Annotated in this window: 16 protein-coding genes and 1 pseudogene; 13 read left to right on the top strand and 4 right to left on the bottom strand. The window is 62.8% G+C overall.

Annotation, left to right across the window (positions count from 1 at the left end; translation table 11 throughout):
- Positions 1-22: 22 nt before the first annotated feature.
- From sctX to ACO1P8_RS05515, 9 genes are all read left to right on the top strand, one after another.
- Positions 23-448 (top strand): type III secretion apparatus assembly protein SctX, encoded by a 426-nt coding sequence (sctX, locus tag ACO1P8_RS05475; protein ID WP_486294891.1) that lies wholly within the window; start codon positions 23-25, stop codon positions 446-448.
- Positions 445-798 (top strand): type III secretion apparatus assembly chaperone SctY, encoded by a 354-nt coding sequence (sctY, locus tag ACO1P8_RS05480; protein ID WP_486294892.1) that lies wholly within the window; start codon positions 445-447, stop codon positions 796-798. Before sctX ends, sctY begins: the two co-directional genes overlap by 4 nt.
- A 31-nt stretch (positions 799-829) precedes the next feature.
- Positions 830-2,923, top strand: a complete 2,094-nt coding sequence (gene sctV, locus ACO1P8_RS05485) for a type III secretion system export apparatus subunit SctV (RefSeq protein WP_486294893.1) — start codon at positions 830-832, stop codon at positions 2,921-2,923.
- A 40-nt stretch (positions 2,924-2,963) separates the two neighbouring features.
- Positions 2,964-4,340 carry a type III secretion system inner membrane ring subunit SctD gene (sctD, locus tag ACO1P8_RS05490; RefSeq protein WP_486294894.1) on the top strand — a complete coding sequence of 459 codons (1,377 nt, stop codon included), beginning with the start codon at positions 2,964-2,966 and terminating at the stop codon, positions 4,338-4,340.
- A gap of 35 nt (positions 4,341-4,375) precedes the next feature.
- Entirely contained in the window at positions 4,376-4,609 is a 234-nt protein-coding gene (locus ACO1P8_RS05495; RefSeq protein WP_486294895.1) for a hypothetical protein, read from the top strand.
- Between the two features lie 64 nt (positions 4,610-4,673).
- Complete coding sequence (locus tag ACO1P8_RS05500) at positions 4,674-4,907, top strand: hypothetical protein (protein WP_486294896.1); 234 nt, start codon at positions 4,674-4,676, stop codon at positions 4,905-4,907.
- A 242-nt stretch (positions 4,908-5,149) separates the two neighbouring features.
- A complete protein-coding gene (locus tag ACO1P8_RS05505) occupies positions 5,150-6,043 on the top strand; it encodes a response regulator transcription factor (RefSeq protein WP_486294897.1) in 894 nt (297 codons plus the stop codon).
- A gap of 117 nt (positions 6,044-6,160) precedes the next feature.
- Positions 6,161-7,096 carry a helix-turn-helix domain-containing protein gene (locus ACO1P8_RS05510; protein ID WP_486294898.1) on the top strand — a complete coding sequence of 312 codons (936 nt, stop codon included), beginning with the start codon at positions 6,161-6,163 and terminating at the stop codon, positions 7,094-7,096.
- A gap of 255 nt (positions 7,097-7,351) precedes the next feature.
- Entirely contained in the window at positions 7,352-7,990 is a 639-nt protein-coding gene (locus tag ACO1P8_RS05515) for a response regulator (RefSeq protein WP_486294899.1), read from the top strand.
- A 12-nt stretch (positions 7,991-8,002) separates the two neighbouring features.
- Here ACO1P8_RS05515 and ACO1P8_RS05520 read toward each other — a convergent pair whose 3' ends face one another.
- Positions 8,003-8,470, bottom strand: coding sequence for a type III secretion system chaperone (locus ACO1P8_RS05520; RefSeq protein WP_486294900.1), 468 nt, complete (start codon positions 8,468-8,470; stop codon positions 8,003-8,005).
- Positions 8,471-8,575: 105 nt separating this feature from the next.
- The gene (locus ACO1P8_RS05525; protein WP_486294901.1) at positions 8,576-10,774 is read right to left on the bottom strand and encodes an ATP-binding protein; all 2,199 of its coding nucleotides are present in this window, start codon (positions 10,772-10,774) and stop codon (positions 8,576-8,578) included.
- 206 nt (positions 10,775-10,980) lie between these two features.
- On the opposite strand from ACO1P8_RS05525, the gene ACO1P8_RS05530 reads away from it, so the two are divergent.
- Positions 10,981-12,540 carry an MFS transporter gene (locus ACO1P8_RS05530; RefSeq protein WP_486294902.1) on the top strand — a complete coding sequence of 520 codons (1,560 nt, stop codon included), beginning with the start codon at positions 10,981-10,983 and terminating at the stop codon, positions 12,538-12,540.
- Between the two features lie 334 nt (positions 12,541-12,874).
- Here ACO1P8_RS05530 and ACO1P8_RS05535 read toward each other — a convergent pair whose 3' ends face one another.
- Positions 12,875-13,462 (bottom strand): class I SAM-dependent methyltransferase, encoded by a 588-nt coding sequence (locus tag ACO1P8_RS05535; protein WP_486294903.1) that lies wholly within the window; start codon positions 13,460-13,462, stop codon positions 12,875-12,877.
- 581 nt (positions 13,463-14,043) lie between these two features.
- Positions 14,044-14,397 carry a hypothetical protein gene (locus tag ACO1P8_RS05540; RefSeq protein ID WP_486294904.1) on the bottom strand — a complete coding sequence of 118 codons (354 nt, stop codon included), beginning with the start codon at positions 14,395-14,397 and terminating at the stop codon, positions 14,044-14,046.
- On the opposite strand from ACO1P8_RS05540, the gene ACO1P8_RS05545 reads away from it, so the two are divergent.
- From ACO1P8_RS05545 to ACO1P8_RS05555, 3 genes and pseudogenes are all read left to right on the top strand, one after another.
- Complete coding sequence (locus ACO1P8_RS05545) at positions 14,396-14,740, top strand: hypothetical protein (protein WP_486294905.1); 345 nt, start codon at positions 14,396-14,398, stop codon at positions 14,738-14,740. The genes ACO1P8_RS05540 and ACO1P8_RS05545 overlap by 2 nt on opposite strands.
- A gap of 36 nt (positions 14,741-14,776) precedes the next feature.
- A complete protein-coding gene (locus ACO1P8_RS05550) occupies positions 14,777-15,697 on the top strand; it encodes a toxin co-regulated pilus biosynthesis Q family protein (RefSeq protein ID WP_486294906.1) in 921 nt (306 codons plus the stop codon).
- Between the two features lie 24 nt (positions 15,698-15,721).
- Positions 15,722-16,572, top strand: a pseudogene (locus tag ACO1P8_RS05555) (hypothetical protein); the annotation flags it as partial.

Consider the following 16,572-nt stretch of genomic DNA (forward strand, 5'->3'; position numbering starts at 1 on the left):
CCGAATCCAGGATGTACCCAGAATGATCTCGTCCACCTCCCTGCTCTCTGCGCCCTCCATGGTCGATGGCGCGCATCCAGCGAGGGACACCGATGTGCCCGCGCGCCGCCATGGCCTGGACAACTTCAAGGGCTGGGTCGCCACGTCCACGCGGCCTACGATCGCGCCGCCCGCGCCGGTGGAGTCCGCGCTGGCCAGGTTCCTGGATCAGTCCAACGTGGAAATGGCGATGCTCCATGCCTTGCAGCCGCCGATCGGTGTCTCCAATCTCCGGGATCCGATGACGTTCGACCAGGCCTTGCAGAAGACCCGCCGCGTCCTGCGGGAAACCGCGGCCCAGGGGGGGCAATCGTCGGCCATCCTGCAGGCCGCGCTTCAGGTGCTGGACCGCAACGTGGTCCTGCGCACCCAATCCCGCGTTATCCGCAACGCGCTGTACCAGGGATGAGCCGGACCGCCTCGGGCACCCTGCCAGCGGAGTCCATCGAGCTGTTGCAAGTGCTGGGATTTCTCCACCTACAGAACGGCAACCCGCGCGACGCCATGGCGCTGCTGGAAGCCTGCCATCACGCAGGCGGCTGCCAAGGACAGACACTTGTCCTGCTCGCCCTCGCGCAGTTGCGCGCGGACCAACCCGCCATGGCCCTTGCCACACTGGACCAGGCGGGCCCGGGCGCGGTCGCCCACCCTTCTTGCCGCATCGTGCGCGCGCAAGCGCTCGTCGCCAGCGGGCGCCGCGACGAAGCGCGGCAAGTCATGAAGGCCTACGCCGCCAACCGTCCCCGCACTGCCCCGTAACCCGGGGTGCTTGTCAGCACCAGCCTTCCTCATGTACGCAATCCGACGCATCATCGCCATAGCGACCAGCCGCAACGACATCCTGCTGGCGGCCACCGTCATGGCCATCGTGTTCATGATGATTCTGCCCATGCCGACGGCAGTCATGGATGCCCTGATCGCAGCCAACATCACGCTGTCCTGTGTGCTGCTGATGGTGGCGATCTACCTGCCCTCGGCGCTGGCATTCTCTTCGTTTCCCGCCGTCCTGCTGGTCTCGACGCTGTTCCGCCTGGGCATATCCATCTCCACGACGCGGCTGATCCTGCTGGACGGCGATGCCGGCCACATCATCGACACCTTCGGAAACTTCGTGGTGGGAGGGAATCTGGTGGTCGGCCTGGTGGTGTTCCTGATCCTCACCATCGTCCAGTTCATCGTCATCACGAAGGGTTCCGAACGCGTGGCGGAGGTCGCCGCACGCTTTTCGCTGGACGGCATGCCTGGCAAGCAAATGTCGATCGACGCCGACTTGCGCGCGGGCGCGATCCAGATGGACGAGGCGCGCCGCCGCCGCAGCGTGGTCGAAAAGGAAAGCCAGCTTTATGGCGCGATGGATGGGGCAATGAAGTTCGTCAAGGGAGACGCCATCGCCGGGCTGATCATCGTCGCCGTCAACCTGCTTGGGGGGCTGCTCATCGGGTCCGTTCAACGAGGCATGAGCGCCGCCGACGCCGCGCTTACCTACTCGATCCTTAGTGTCGGCGATGGACTCATCTCGCAGATCCCGGCCCTGTTGACCGCAATCTGCGCGGGCATCATCGTTACCCGTGTGCCGACCGGCGACAAACCCTCGAACGTGGGCGCCGACATTGGCGCCCAGGTCATGGCTCACCCCCGGGCACTGATCGTCGCCGCGGTGATCGCGCTGGGCATCGGCCTCATTCCCGGCATGCCTATCGTGGTCTTCCTGGTACTGGCGTCGGTCATCGGGCTAACAGGCTACGTCCTGCTGAATGCGCCCCGCCCGGCGCGCGGCGGCGCAGCGGCCGGCTCCAGCGGCAAGGCGGCCGACGGCGCTTTCGGCGGCCAGGGCGATGAGCCGACGGAGGCAAGCGAGGCGCCCAAGTTCGCGCCAGCCGAACCCGTGACGCTGGAAATTTCCGAAACCTTGGCGTCCGAGCTCGACGAGGCCGCGTTGACAGGCGAGTTCCCCGCGGTCCGCTACGCCGTTTACCAGGAACTGGGCGTACCGCTGCCGGAGCTCCGCCTGCGCCGGGGAAAGCAGCTTGGCGATCGCTCTTACCAGGTACTGCTGTTCGAAGTTCCGTTCGTGCGCGGGACATTGAAGAGCGGCACGGTTCTCGTGCGCGAAGGTTCGCGCAACCTGGACGCGATGGGCATCCCCTACGAGCGCGATACGGGCGGACTGGCCAACGAATCCGCCTTCTGGGTATCCCGCGACCACGTGCCCGTGCTCGAAGGCGCTGGCGTGCCTTATCTGTTGCCGCACCAGGTACCGAACTGGCATTTGTCCATCGTGCTTCGCAAGCAGGTGTCGCAGTTCATCGGCATCCAGGAAACGCGGCAACTACTGACCGCCATGGAAGAGAACTTCGGCGAACTGGTGAAGGAAGCGCACCGCGTCATGCCGATACAGAAGATCGCGGAAATCCTTCAACGCCTGGTTTCCGAGGAGATCTCCATACGGGATATGCGCGCTGTCCTCGAGGCGCTGGTCGAATGGGCCCAGAAAGAAAAGGACATTGTCCTGCTGACCGAATACGTCAGAATGGCATTGAAGCGATACATCAGCCACAAATACTCGAACGGCCAAAGCTTCCTGCCGTCGTATCTGCTGGCACCGGATGTGGAGGACGTGGTACGCGACGCGATCCGGCAGACCGCCGGAGGCAGCTATCTCGCCATGGACCCCGAAAAATCCCAGGCATTGCTGGAAAGCATCCGACGCACCGTGGGAACCCTGGAAACGACGGTAGCCAGACCGGTGATTCTGACCTCGATGGACATTCGTCGCTACGTCCGCAAGCTCATCGAACAGGACCTGTACCAACTCCCCGTCCTGTCCTACCAGGAGCTGGTCCCGGAAATCAATGTACAGCCGCTCGCCCGGGTGGATCTATGAGTCATGATGCATACCGGCTCTTTGACAGCGGAGCGCAGCCATGACGCAAGACCTGGAACTTCGGGTTCTGTCCGGCATCCACGACGGTGCGCGGTGCGCGGTGCAGGATGGCGCCCTGATCGGTTCGCAGGGACATTGCCACGTGGTGCTATGCGACGAGGGAATCGCCGCGGAGGCCGGGCGTCTGCGTATCGGCCTGGCGAGCTGGGGCATACATGGACACGACGGTCCGGCCGGCAATGCACGGGAAGTCCGATTTGGCACGCCGCTCCCGCTCGGACCGGTGCTATTGACGGTCGCGCCGGCCGCCGATCCATGGCCTGACGCCGGCCAGGTCGCCGCGGCGCGCGCTGCCGCAAACGGCTCACCGGACGAACACGCGCGCGCCGCCAGGGCAAAGGACGTCGCCACCGCGGTGCCTGCGACCGCCGCAACGGCGCCGGATGGGTGGCTTGCGGATGATCAGGATGTGGCCGGCCGGCCGGCGATATCCGGCCAACATGCCGCGCGCGCGCGGACGTCGCGACGACGCAAGGGACTGGGATTGCGCTGGGCGGTAGGCGGGCTGCTGATCGTACTGGTTTTCGGCAGCGTGGCCTCCTTCCCCCCGGCCAAGGCGCCGCCGACGCTGAACACGCGATCCGGGCAGACCCGCGATCCGGACATGCTGTTGCGGGCTCAGAGCCTGCTGGCGGAGCGCGGATACGCGCCACGCGTCCGCGCCATGGCGGGCAAAGATCAAGAGGTCGTCGTAACGGGATGGGTGCGCGACGAGCGGGAGCACGACCGTCTGGCAACGGCGCTAAGCACCATATGGCCGCTCCCCGCCATGCGGGTAGGCAAAGAGACCGAGGTCGAGGCCAGCATGGGCGACAACATGCGCGACCTCGATGTCCTGCTCGTGCTCGTCCGTACCGACTCGGACGGACTGGCGATACACGGCACCGCTGGATCCGACGTCGCCCGCCAGCAGGCATACCAGCGATGGCACGAGAACGTCGCGACAGAACCGTGGCCACCGATGAAACTGACTCTCGCTACCGAAGTCGCCGACGCCCTGAATCAAGCCGCCGCGGCAGCCGGTCTGCCGGTGCCCTCTTCCGTCTGGAAGAACAAGGCCGTGCGGGTAGACCCGCGAGGATGGGGCCCATCACAGCGCGAGAAGCTGAAGGAAATCGTCGATACGCTGAATCACCGCCATGCCAACGCATTGCGGATCGACGGCGACGATAGCACCCTGGTGGAGTCCATTCCGTTCCGCGTGCAGACGGTCGTCGGTGGACAACAGCCGTGGGTGGTCCTCGATGACGGAACCCGCATCGCGGTCGGTGGAACGCACGGCGTTTACCGACTGACCTCCATCGAGGACGGCAGCGTGGTATTCGACGGCCCCACCACCACGGTCATCCGCAGATAACAACGGGTCTCATGACCCTCGCACGAGAAAACCCAATGGTCCAAGCACCCAGCCAGGCGGACATCGCCGAAGTCCTCGAAATGTTCGGCTATCCCATCGGCGACGATGCACGCGAATCGATGCTGTACGAGATGCGCGACATCGAAAGCGCGGCGCGGCGCCTCATGCGTACGCCGCTGCGCCGACAGGAGCACGCGCGCGCCGCCGCACTGGCGGAGGCATCGAAAGCCGCGCAGACCGTCCTGGCCGCACTGTCGCAGCGTCGGTAAGCATCGCGATGTCCGGCATTTTGGCCAGGCACGATAGATCCAACTTCCCATACGGAGCAAGCCCATGATGATCAGCAACACCTCTACCGCGACCAGCGCCGACCCCATGGATCGGGAAACGAGCAGCCTCGATGCCTCGTTTCGCGACAACATGAACTCACCGGCGCTGGACATCGCGATGGCGCAAGAATTCGCGATGCTGAGCAGCAACGTAAGTTACAAGGCGGCCTGCGTGGCGGGAATGATCAAGCTCACTGTCAGTTGCTGCAAGGACATCATCCGCATCGTGGGCACCTGAAGCGAGTCACATGGCGTGACGCCTTTATGGGCGTCACGATAAAAAGCTCGTGATTTGCATCGATAGAAATACAAACTCCATGCGCATGATCACGATGCAACGCATTTCATTCGAAATGATGAGAAGCCTTGCAACAAAAGGTGGAAATGATCGTTCCCGTATGTTAATAATTGCTATACCTCCGCAGTTCAACGTAGCAAGGTCTAGCGATTACGCGGAGGGCGTTCGGAGGGAACCGCGTCATGACCAGCTCTCATGCATTCAAACAAGGCGCTCGTCTACTACTCGTCGACGATAGCCCCGCGGATCTCAGGCTGCTGGTGCAGCTACTGAACCATGAGAACTTCAAACTCCTGGTCGCGTTAGACGGCCGACAGGCATACGAGCGCGCCACGACACAGCCTGCCCCGGACGTTATCCTGATGGACGTGTCCATGCCGCGAGTGGATGGATACGCCACCTGCCGGCTCCTGAAAGGAGATCCGCGCACCGCGCATATCCCGGTGATCTTCGTCACTGCATCCTCGGGATTGGACGAGAGGCTCAAAGGTTTCGACGCCGGTGCGGCGGACTATGTGCTCAAGCCATACAACCCGGAAGAAGTACTGGCGCGGGTGCGTGTGCAATTGCAGATCGCTCAACGCGCCGCGAGGCCTTGTGCCGAGGTAACCGCGGCACGCGATCTGTCGATACAGCCCAACACCGAAGCCGGTATCGCGCAGCCGCGATTCGTCGCCATATCCAACGAGCAGGCCATCGTCAACACCACTACGCAGTATCTGGTGGACCACCTTTCGGATGCGCCCTCGCAGAAGGATCTGGCACGCCTGATCGGCGTGAACGAAAAGCGATTGACGAATGCGTTCCGCAGCCTGCTGGGCAAGACGATCCATGATTATCTGCGCGACCAACGCATGGAAAAAGCTCGGGCCCTGCTGCAGGACGGGTCCCTGACCGTTGCGGAGATCGCCGATCAGCTGGGCTTTTCCAGCCCTGCCAATTTCGCGTCGGCGTTTCGACGCCAATTGGGCTGCAGCCCGGTTGCATTCCGCCGACACCTGTCGGGTCCCGCCACACTGATAAAACGCGGCAATGAAATGCCAAAAGCGACGAACGGTATTTTTCAAAAAATATGAGCGCGATTTTAAAGGCACGTCCCGCAAGCTTTCCCTAGGATGGAGATTGCGCTTCCTACCGCAGCCGCTGACGAAGCGGGAAATATGCGAAGCCGCATCGACATACAAGGAGAGGACGTGAGGTATCCCACCATATCCGAGCCCCGCATCGCGCCTGGTCTGGATTCCGCTTCACTGGCTGGTTCTTCGGGCGCCATTCAGAGCAGCGCCCTTCCCGCTACCCACCGCCGGCCGTGCCACGTGTTGATTGTGTCGGACGACGCAATCGCTCTGCGTGCCACTACCGACTTCCTCCGGAACCAGCTGTTTCGCGTAACGCTTGCGTCCGGATGGCAGGGCTATTATCACGCCCAGGCGTGGCGGCCCGACATCATCCTGGTGGATGGTGCCATGCACGACATGGACCCTTTCATGATGGGCCGATTGCTGATGCAGACGCCGGATACGCAATCCATCCCTCTTATCTTTCTGCTCGACCAGGAACGCCAGACAGCCAGCCACGAGGCATTTTCGCTGGGCGCTATTGACTGCCTCGCCAAGCCGTTGTATCCGGAAGAACTGCTTGCCCGCATATCGGTGCACCTGCGCAGGATGCCGGGCCGCGACACGACGTCGACGCAGCGGTCGCATACACCGGCGGCGGAGGAACTGCTGTTGCGCAATGCCCTGAATGCAATCTCCACCGACGTCGGCAGCATTCACACGGTACGCCAACTCGCCCGTCAAGTCGGCACCAACGAACGCAAGCTGTCGGCGCTGTTCAAATCCAAAATGGGGCAATCTGCGCACAAGGTGATCTTCGGCCAGAAGATGGAAACAGCGCGCCGCCTGCTTGCTCAGACAGGCATGCCTGTTCGTGAAGTCGCAAACCATGTGGGCTTCCGAAGCGTATGCAATTTTTCGGTTGCGTTTCACCGGGACCAAGGCATCACGCCTTCGGGATATCGCCGTCAGACACGCGCGGCGGCAAATATCGGGGCGACCGCCGGCAAGGATCTTGCACACATACAGGATGACGACGACTTCGAACAGGAGGACCAGACGGACGCTTGATCCAGCGCCCGAACTCGTGTGGCGGACCCTGGGGCCGGTGCGCTGGGTAGCGTCGCAGCGCGCCGCGCCTGGCTGACCGTAGAGACAAAAATCCATTTAACGAAGCTTCCACCGGTCAGGAGCGAAACTTATGGATACCACACGGGAGCGACCCGCTACCCGTAGTCGAACGCGCGCGCCGCAAAGGTGTGTCCCTTATCCGCTATTCCGTGTCGCACCGACAGGGGCCGAGCTTTATCAAAGCGCTTACCGTCAATGATTCGAGTCATACTTGCCGATGATCACCCCGTAGTACTGCTCGGCATGAAGAATGCCCTGGAAGCATCAAGCGACATACACGTCGTCGCAACGGCAGACTCTCCAGATAGCCTGTTTTCCTGCCTGTCCAAACACCCCTGCGATGTATTGGTGACTGATTTTTCAATGCCCGGCTCGCAACAACCCGACGGGTTGGCAATGTTGCTTCAACTCAAGGCGAAGTTCCCCGAGATAAGAATCGTAGTCCTGACGAAGATGGCGTCGCCCGCATTGACCTCGCCTATCCTGCAAGCCGGCGCATTGGCCCTGGTGGAGAAAAGCGCGGCTGTGCGTGAAATCGCAACGGCGGTGCAACGCGCGGCGAGCAGACGCACCTATGTGACGGAGAATGTGCAACGCGAGTTCGCGGCCCTGGGCGTACCGCGGACTCAAGTCGCCGAGCCCGTGCAGCTATCCCCGCGAGAAATGGAAGTCGTTCGGTTGTTCGCGCAAGGGTATAGCAACAACCAGATTGCGGAGATCCTGGGAGTCAGCGCCAAGACTACCAGTCGGCAGAAGATGGACGCCATGCGCAAGCTAGCAGCACGCAACGACGCGGAACTGTACGCCCATGCGCGCGATATGGGGCTGGTATAGCCCCCGGGGATATCACGCGCGCAGCCCGCTTCCCGGGGGCGCCACCCTGGCACTGATGCCGGCGGGTGGGGCTGTCAGGGTATGACATATCGTGGAAAGCTTTTCACGCCAGCTCAGCGATACGTCCACCATGCTTTCCACGATGCGGCGCAATTGCGTGACTGTCGCATCGGCCAGCTCCAGCCGGCGGGTTAGCAGAATTTCGCCGGTGCGATCGTCCAGCGACAAGGCGGCGCCTTCCGTTTCATGGCCGAAGGCATTGGCGGAGAGCATGTCGCGGTACAGGGCCAGCTGTTGTTCCGTTTCCGCGGGCTCCTGCCCCAAGACCGTATACGCGTGGAGCATGTCCTGGGGATCATCGTGTTCGAGCGTGACGGTAACGTCATTGTCGAATATCAGATCGATGGTTCCGGATTCACCCAAAGTGAGCGGGACGCCGCTTTCCTCCCCGAACAGCGCAATCAGCTTATGCGCGTCCATGTGAGTCTCCGTCGGGCGATACCATATTCATAAAAACCTCGGCATATCGTGGGACCGGTCAGTGTCAATGCCCGAGGTATGGTTCCGGAACGCCCTGACAGGAGATCAATCGGCTTCGAGAAAGGGCGCGGTGTATTCCGCGGCCAGTCGTGGCATCGCCACATCGATCGTATCTTCACGTTCGTAGACTGCACGCGCGGCGAGCAGATCGCGGATCAACACGGGCGGCTCCTCTTCGATATCCGCGGGACACTGGCGGACCATCTGCTCCGCGTAAAGCGGAATACCCCTGGCCTTTTCAACGATGCGGCGACGCACTTTGCTGGAAAGACGCTTGTCCTTGCCGCGGAAGGCGACCAATTGCACCATGGCATCGCGGCGCAGCGGCGGCATCGTGATGGTCTCGTCTATGGGCACGCTGATATTCATGCCGCGGCCACACAGGAGAACCATGACCGGGTCGCGCCTGCTCTGCTTCAGCAGCGCGGACAGAAGGGTCCGCGTCGTCGTATCCGCCCATTGGGTGTCGTCGACAAGGATAAGCAAGGCCTGGCTGGGAGCATCCCCATCAAGCAGCAGATTCGTAAGCGGCAGGATAAGCGCCTCGGAATCCGGCCCGCCGGAAGCCGTGCCGCTCGAGGCGCCGCGCTGCCCGATGAAATAGTCCACCAGCATACCGCTCGTGGCCTTGTCCAGGCCGATGCGATAGCCCAGGGATTCTATGGCGCGCGCATAGCCCAGTTCCGCATCATCTCCAGTACGCGGACCGACGCCATCCTGGACGGCAAGACGGGAGAGGAAATACTCGTGGAAAGGATGCAGTGCGATCTGCCTGTTCTCCTGGTCGCAGCGCAGGAAGGTGACCGCCCCGCCGCCGCGTCGCACGTATTCGGCGAATACCTGTGCGAGCAGGGACTTCCCGATGCCCTGTTCGCCGCGCAGGTACATCAGATGCGGCCGCTCGCCCTTGCGCAGGCTGTTCCAGCGGCGAACCAGGATATCGAATTCGGTTGTCCTGCCGAACATGCGATGTACGGTGATGGCCTGCGACTGCCCCTCGAGCACACCGACGCGCAGGCCGTAACGTTCGTCCGGGCGAACCACGAAACGATCGCTGAGGCGCGACTGGGCGGAATCGGTCAGCAGCGTCTCGCCGGATTCGGCCAGGTAGGCCAGGCGCAATGCTCTTTGTCCCACCAGCATCATGGGCAGCGTCCCGTTGTCCGCGGGAACCCGCGCCAATTCGGCATGGATGCCCATGCCCAGCGACACGTGCGGCGAGATCGCGCATTTACGGATATAGCATGCCAGGCGGGCCGCGGACTCGGTGGGGCGCTCGTTCAATGTGGGATACCCGAAGAGAATCGCCAGATTGCCGTCGGCCCCGAGGCAAACGCGCCGGCCCGCCGCCTGGGCCAGGCGAACCAGCCGTTGGCGGGCCGCCTGCACGCGGTCGATGATCTCCTCGCCAGGCATGCCGTCGCCATCGTGCCCGATCGCCACGGCCAGCACGGCAAGCGGGCGCGCATCGTCGTTGGTGGATGACGCCGTCTGTACCGCCCGCTCGTTCGATGCGGAGACATCGAGCAGCGAGCGCGTTTCCAGCGAAGGCGTCGTTCCATAGTATTCGCCCATGACGGCGACGCAATGCTCGTAAGCCTTCATCGCGGACTCGCGGCGACCGGTATCCCGCAGCATCCTGATCAGGTCGCGATGCGCGTGCTCGTCCCCCGGATGGACCTGCACCCACTGGCGCGCGCTGGCCAGGGCGTCCTGTATTTTTCCGGCCGCGCACAATTGGGCGATATACGCCTGCCGGCATTGGGAGACCTCTTGCGACAGTCGCGACTGCCAGCTCATGCGCCAGGCGGACAGCGCCGCGTTGACCGGCGTCACCATGTGTTCGAGCAGATCGCCCCTGTCGTGACCAAGACGCTCTTCAAGCGTAAGCCTCGCGTAGGGCCCGATGCCGCAGAGTGCCAGAACATCGACGGTCACCAGATTCTGGTCTATCGACAGCATGCTGGATGTCGAGATGATCGCTTTTTCCATCGGGCCCAGCACATGCCGGAGCACGCACAGAGCGTGGCGCAGATTGGCGCGGGCGCCGGAAGCGCAGTTCGGCCACAGGAGCTCCGCCAGTGCCGCCCGGGACTGCTTCTTGTCCAAGGAAAGCGCCAGCATTGCCAGCAGCAGTTTGGGTTTTCCATAGGCGATCGAGGGCGTTTTGTCCACGCCGTCGACGATCAGCTGGAATTCGCCGAGCAGGCAGATTCGAACGGGCCGATTCAGAATTTGAGACATAGGTGTCCAGGTCGGCCGAATGCGTCGATCGACCATACGCGTAAGGTTGGCGGCGCCAGCCGGGCGCCGAGGGCAGAGGGGTCAGGGTGATACCCACGGCAACGTCCGGGCGTTGTGGACACGCGGAATCGTGATCGTTGGCATGCGACAAACGGGCCAACGTGGTCACCGAGGTAACGGGCGGTCGCCTTGCGGAGACCTGGATCGTGGCACCCCACGCATGGAATCAGCGTGGATTGCCTGTCAGTCGCCCCGACACCTTAATGTGCCGAAGTCTAGGCAACATGCTATGCGGGAAAAATAGGAAATTTCTGAGCCGGGCATTTAGGGAAAGTTACCGTTCTACAAATGCCCAGCGCCAGGACCGCTGCCGTGTCGTAGCATGCCCGCCGGCGGCGCGCGGTGACGCCGCTACCGATTGCGCCATGCAAACCGGGCGGACAAGGAATGGGAACCGAGAGAAAGCAATGCGCAAAAGCAGTACGGGCGGCAATTGGCGGGGTGCGGTCGCGTCCACGCTGGGCAATGTGCTGGAGTGGTATGACTTCGTGGTGTTCGGCTTCCTGTCGATCATCATCGCGAAGCAGTTTTTCCCGAGCGACAGCGAGCACGCCGCACTGATGCTCGCCACCGCCACCTTTGGCGCGGGTTTCATCGTGCGCCCGCTGGGCGGCATACTGCTGGGCCGGTATGCCGACCGCAAGGGACGCAAGGCCGGACTTACCGTGGTCATCGCATTGATGACGGTGGCTGCGGCGATGATCGCCTTCACGCCGGGCTTTCAGCAGATCGGCCTGATCGCCCCTGCTATCGTGCTGTGTGCGCGCCTGTTGCAAGGAATATCGGCGGGCGGGGAATTCGGCACCGCCACGGCGATGCTGATGGAGTATGCGCCCCGGGGCAGGAGGAACTTCTACGGCAGCTGGCAGATGTTCGCGCAAGCGCTGGGCGCCTTGCTTGCCGTGGCCATGGGCAGCGCGCTTACGCATGCCTTCACACCGGAAGCCCTGAACGAATGGGCTTGGCGCATACCTTTTCTGTTCGGCCTGCTGATCGGGCCGGTAGGCTTCTATATCCGCCGCAATATACCGGAGACCGAAGCATTTCGAACGCTGGACAAACGCGTCAAGGTGCCCTTGGGCGCGGTGTTTTCGCAGTATCCCAGAGCCTTGTTCATCGCGATGGGACTGAGCGCGGCGCTCAATGTCATGGGCTATGTGATCATCATCTACCTGCCCATTTACGCGGTGCAGAACCTGCATATGCCCGTGGCTTTGCCGTTCAACGTCCTGCTTGCGAGCATCCTACTGCGCGTGCTGACCATTCCGCTATTCGGCCTGATGGCCGACCGCATCGGCGGGCGCCGGATGATTATCGGCGCGCTCGGCCTGTTCCTTATCGTGCTGTACCCGGCGTATTACTGGATTATCCAGTCACCGTCGATGGGCTCCATCATGACGGTGGAGCTGGTTTTCGCCCTGCTTATCGGCGCTTCGACCAGCCCCATGCCAACCATGAGCGCCATTCTCTTTCCCACCGAGATACGTTCGACCGGGCTGGCGATCTCTTACAACATCGCGGCGTCGGTTTTCGGCGGATTCTCCCCCATGGTGCTCACCTGGTTGCTGCACGCAACGGGTAACCCGCTGATGCCGGCCCATTATTGCGCGGTCTTCTTCGCCCTGGGCCTGCTGGGCGCGATCATGATCCCCGAAAAGAGTCCTCGCGGCATCGCTTATCAGGAGGCAACACATGCCGGTCATTGATGTACACACCCATGCCTTTACCCATGAATGGCTGCGGCTCATCAAGCGGAAGGGGGATCTATAACATCCAGACGCGTCCGGACGGACAGCACGAGATCTTCCGCGGCAACACGCCCGTCGTGATTGGCCGCACCAGGTACACGATACGAAAGGCGCGTTCATCAACACGGCGACGCTGCCGCAGGCGCAATACGACGCAGTGCGTGGCGACAACGCGATGAAGGTGTTCAAGCTATAACTGCCCGGGAGGCGGCACGCCGTAATACCTTAGAATTTTAACAGCGCGCATACGCGGCAAATGTCGGCCGTCACGAAGCCAGACCGGTGACGACCGCTATCGCCGCACGACGAGTCGATGCACGCGCCGGCCCGACGATGCATTCACGGCTTCGGCATCGAGCAAGATTTTCGTACCGCCCAAGGCATCCCGCACCCGGGCAGCATCGAACGCCGCGTATAGTCGCCCGCCAGCATCACGGGTAGAGGCCGATTCCGCGACGCGCCAGCTCAGGTACAGCGTGCCCTCTGGCCTGAGAATGTCGAGCAGGCGGACGCAAGCGTGCGTGATCTCGTCAGGGGGCAAATGCATGAGGACAGTTTCGCAGAGCACGTTGTTATAGGATGCTTGCGGAATAGGTTCCAGCTCGGGAAGGGCGGCGAGCTTGAAATCCAGCGACGGAAATTCGGCCGTGGCCTGGACGAGCAATCCTTCCGCGGCGTCGTAGCCGGTGGCGGGAAAGCCATTTTCGTTAAGCCACGCGACGTCGCGGCCCGCGCCGCAACCGATGTCGGCGGTTTTGCCTCCTCGCGTGAAGTAGCGCTGCAAGAGTGCGTACATATCCACCGGCGGAGGCTGGTCGCGCCACTCCGCCGCGAAGCGATCGGCTTTTGTCGAGTAAGTTTGGATGGTCTGTTCGTCCATGGCGGATGTCCTCGATTCATCGCGACAATTGCCGTCGCGCGCCTTGCTTCCAAGCTATCCGGCGCGCGCGGGCACCATCGCAAGTGTCGTCCCATTGCGCGCGGGCCGGAAGGCTAGTGGGGATTCCGGTATGCGTTGTAATAGGCAGGCACCGCAGCAGGCACAAAAGCGAACGCCACCGCGAGGGTGGCGTTAAGCACTTGATTCTAAGGGCATTATTGGTGGGTCGTGCGCGACTCGAACGCGCGACCAACGGATTAAAAGTCACGACATCTACAAATATGTGAAAGCGAAATCGCCGCAATATCAGCGACTTGCAGGTTTAACCACATTCCAAACCTGCGGCGATTTTGCTCATTTTTCACCTCGTTTCATCGTCTTTGGTCAAGATTTGGTCTACCTGGTCCGGCTATCCGCATGTCATGCATGATGGTAGCCGCGCGCTGGTACTTACACTGTTTCCAACGCGACCAGCCAAATAGCATGACCCCAGCGTAAAACAGCCAGACGCGTCACTCCCCCACCCACATCACCGTAACGCCTCGCGCAACGCCGACTCTCACGACGCTGTAGAAGTGGCATCAGTCTGCACTTCGCGCCATTAAATGGGCCGAGGACGAACTTCGCTGCGAGCCGTTGCCCATCCAAGCCGAGAATCTATGCATATGCGCAAAGCCCCGAATTCGGCGGTGCGCTGCACCAGCGCGCCTCTCGTATTCCCCTCCACAGCCCGAGCCGCTCGCCAAGCCGCTCGAGGCTTTTTCCAGGCCGACACGGATCTCAGTGCGATGGAATTCCGAGACCTCAAGTTCCGTGAACACTGCCAAGAAAAGGCAAATGACAGCGGTGTCGAACGACACGCCCGGCTGCAGACATTCCGGCGAGCCTTCGCGGAAGCCTTGGGAGAGATCCTCGTCGAAGAGGGCAGGCTTCATGCAGCTCCTTGAGCGGCCCATTAGCTTTCGGCTGTCAGACGCCGCAAGGAAGCGCTACGAGGCCGCAGCTGCAGAACGTGGCATGACACTGTCCGGTTACCTTCGCGCCCGCCTGGAAATCGACGACCACGTCGAAGATCACGTCTCGCAACTGCGCTTGGCGCTTTTGGATCGAGACGAATCTGAATCAGGAGGCGCAGCACCGACACCGCTGCTGCTGGAACTCCTGCTACTTGCCCGCAAGCAAGCCTCCCCGGCCGAACTGCGCGCCGTCCATCAGGAACTTGATCGCCTCGGCCACGCGCCCTGGACGCCTGAACGGCCCCCTCCCGCCACGGATTGACCGGCCACAGGCCGTCCGCATTTACCCGGAGATTTCATGAAAGTCCTTTCCCTGGCTGCCGGCCTGTCGGCGGCCTGCCTGCTTTCGGCCTGCGGATTTGTACCGCCCAAGCCCCCCATGCCCGCCGACACTCCGCGCGTCGCGGTCAATCATGGGGATCCGCGCCAGTACGATGGCAACGAAGCAACGCCGCCGGCGCCGACTCCCCCACAGCACGTTGCCATCGCAAACGGCGAGTCACCATCGGAGCCTCAACCGCCCGCGCCGAAATCAGCGATTCCCGCCTCAGCACCGGTGAACAAGCCGGACGAGCCTAGGGCCAAAGGGCAACCTGCCCAGTCGGCAAATCCTCTGGCCATCCCGATCCCCATCGCGCCGGCAAAGACAGAGGCGGCGCCTGCGTCGAAGCCGCAACAGGAGGTGAAGACCGCCGATGCAAGCCCGCCGGCAGCCGTCCACAGCGCGACACCACCGTTGGCTGCGGCCACGTCCGCCAAACCGGCCGTGATCGCAACCACGCCTACCGGTAAAACCGGGAAGCAAAAACCCGAGGCCCCGGCCGCTTCCGTGCCAATGGCAGCCGCACCGACACCCAAAACAGGTGCCGACATCGTCGCGGCAGAGCCCATCAAGATCACGGCCGCTGCGATTGTCGTCAAACGGATCTGGCACCTGGGCCCTCAGGACAAAACGGTCCGGCAGGCCCTGGGGCGCTGGGCCAAGGACGCCAACTGGACCTTCGGCCCCGATCAGTGGGAAGTCGCTTTCGATCTACCGATCGAGGCGTCGGCGGATTTTCCTGCCGCCTCCTTTGAGGAAGCCACCCAGGCGCTGACGAACTCCATCGCGCTTACCGATTCCCCAGTGCGGCCGTGCTTCTACGCCAACAAGGTGCTTCGGATCATCCCGTTTAACCAGACCTGCGACCGCACCACGGCACCGAGGGCCCGCCCATAGGGCGCGGCCGACATAGGACACTTCATGACAGCCCTACGAATTGTCGCCGGCATCCTCGCGCTCACCGCGCTGGCAGGATGCTCGGCGCTGCGCTCCACCGACGCCATCACCGCCTTCGCCGACACCCAAGGCGGCGAGGGTCGCCACTCCGTCAAGGACTTCAAGGACCAGGCGCAGGACACGGACCGCGCCAAGGGCCAGGTGGTCGGACTGCCCTGGATCGCGGGGCGTCCCCAGCCCCTGGCCCGTGACGTCACGCTGCCGCCCGCGCTGCGCGCGCATGTCAATACGACACTCCTTTTCGAGGGCGGCGCGGTTGGTCTCACCACGCTGGCGGAACGGATCCAGGCCGCGACCGGCATCCTCACCCAGGTCGCGCCGGACGCATTGCTGCCGCGTGACGACTTCCTGCCACGCCTGGGCGGTCAGCAGCCGCTGAATTCCGCCGTCTCGGCCGAGCCCACGCCGGCCGACGTGCTGGTGCCCGCTCTCGTGCCAACGCCTGCAAGCAGCCGCGTTTCCGGGCCGACGCTACCGGCCGGCGCCGCGCGGGTCAAGATGGAACCGCTGCCGCCCGGCCAGGCCCCGCTCGCCTCGATCCTGGACGCGATCGCCTTGCGGCTGGGCATCTACTGGCGCTACGACGACAAGGTCGGCGCGATCCGCTTCTACCGTACCCAGACCCGCACGTTCTACGTCCGCGCCCTGGGCCTCACCTCTGAGTCCAGTCTGGAGCTGGGGCTGACGGGCTCGGGGTCGTCCAATAGCTCGAGCGGCCAGTTCGCCACCCAAAGCCGTTCCAAATTCTCCGCCGACGGCAAGGAAAAGCCCATCGATGGCGTCCTCGCCAAGATCAGCCAGTTCCTGACCCGTTC

The organism is Bordetella sp., from assembly GCF_057362025.1.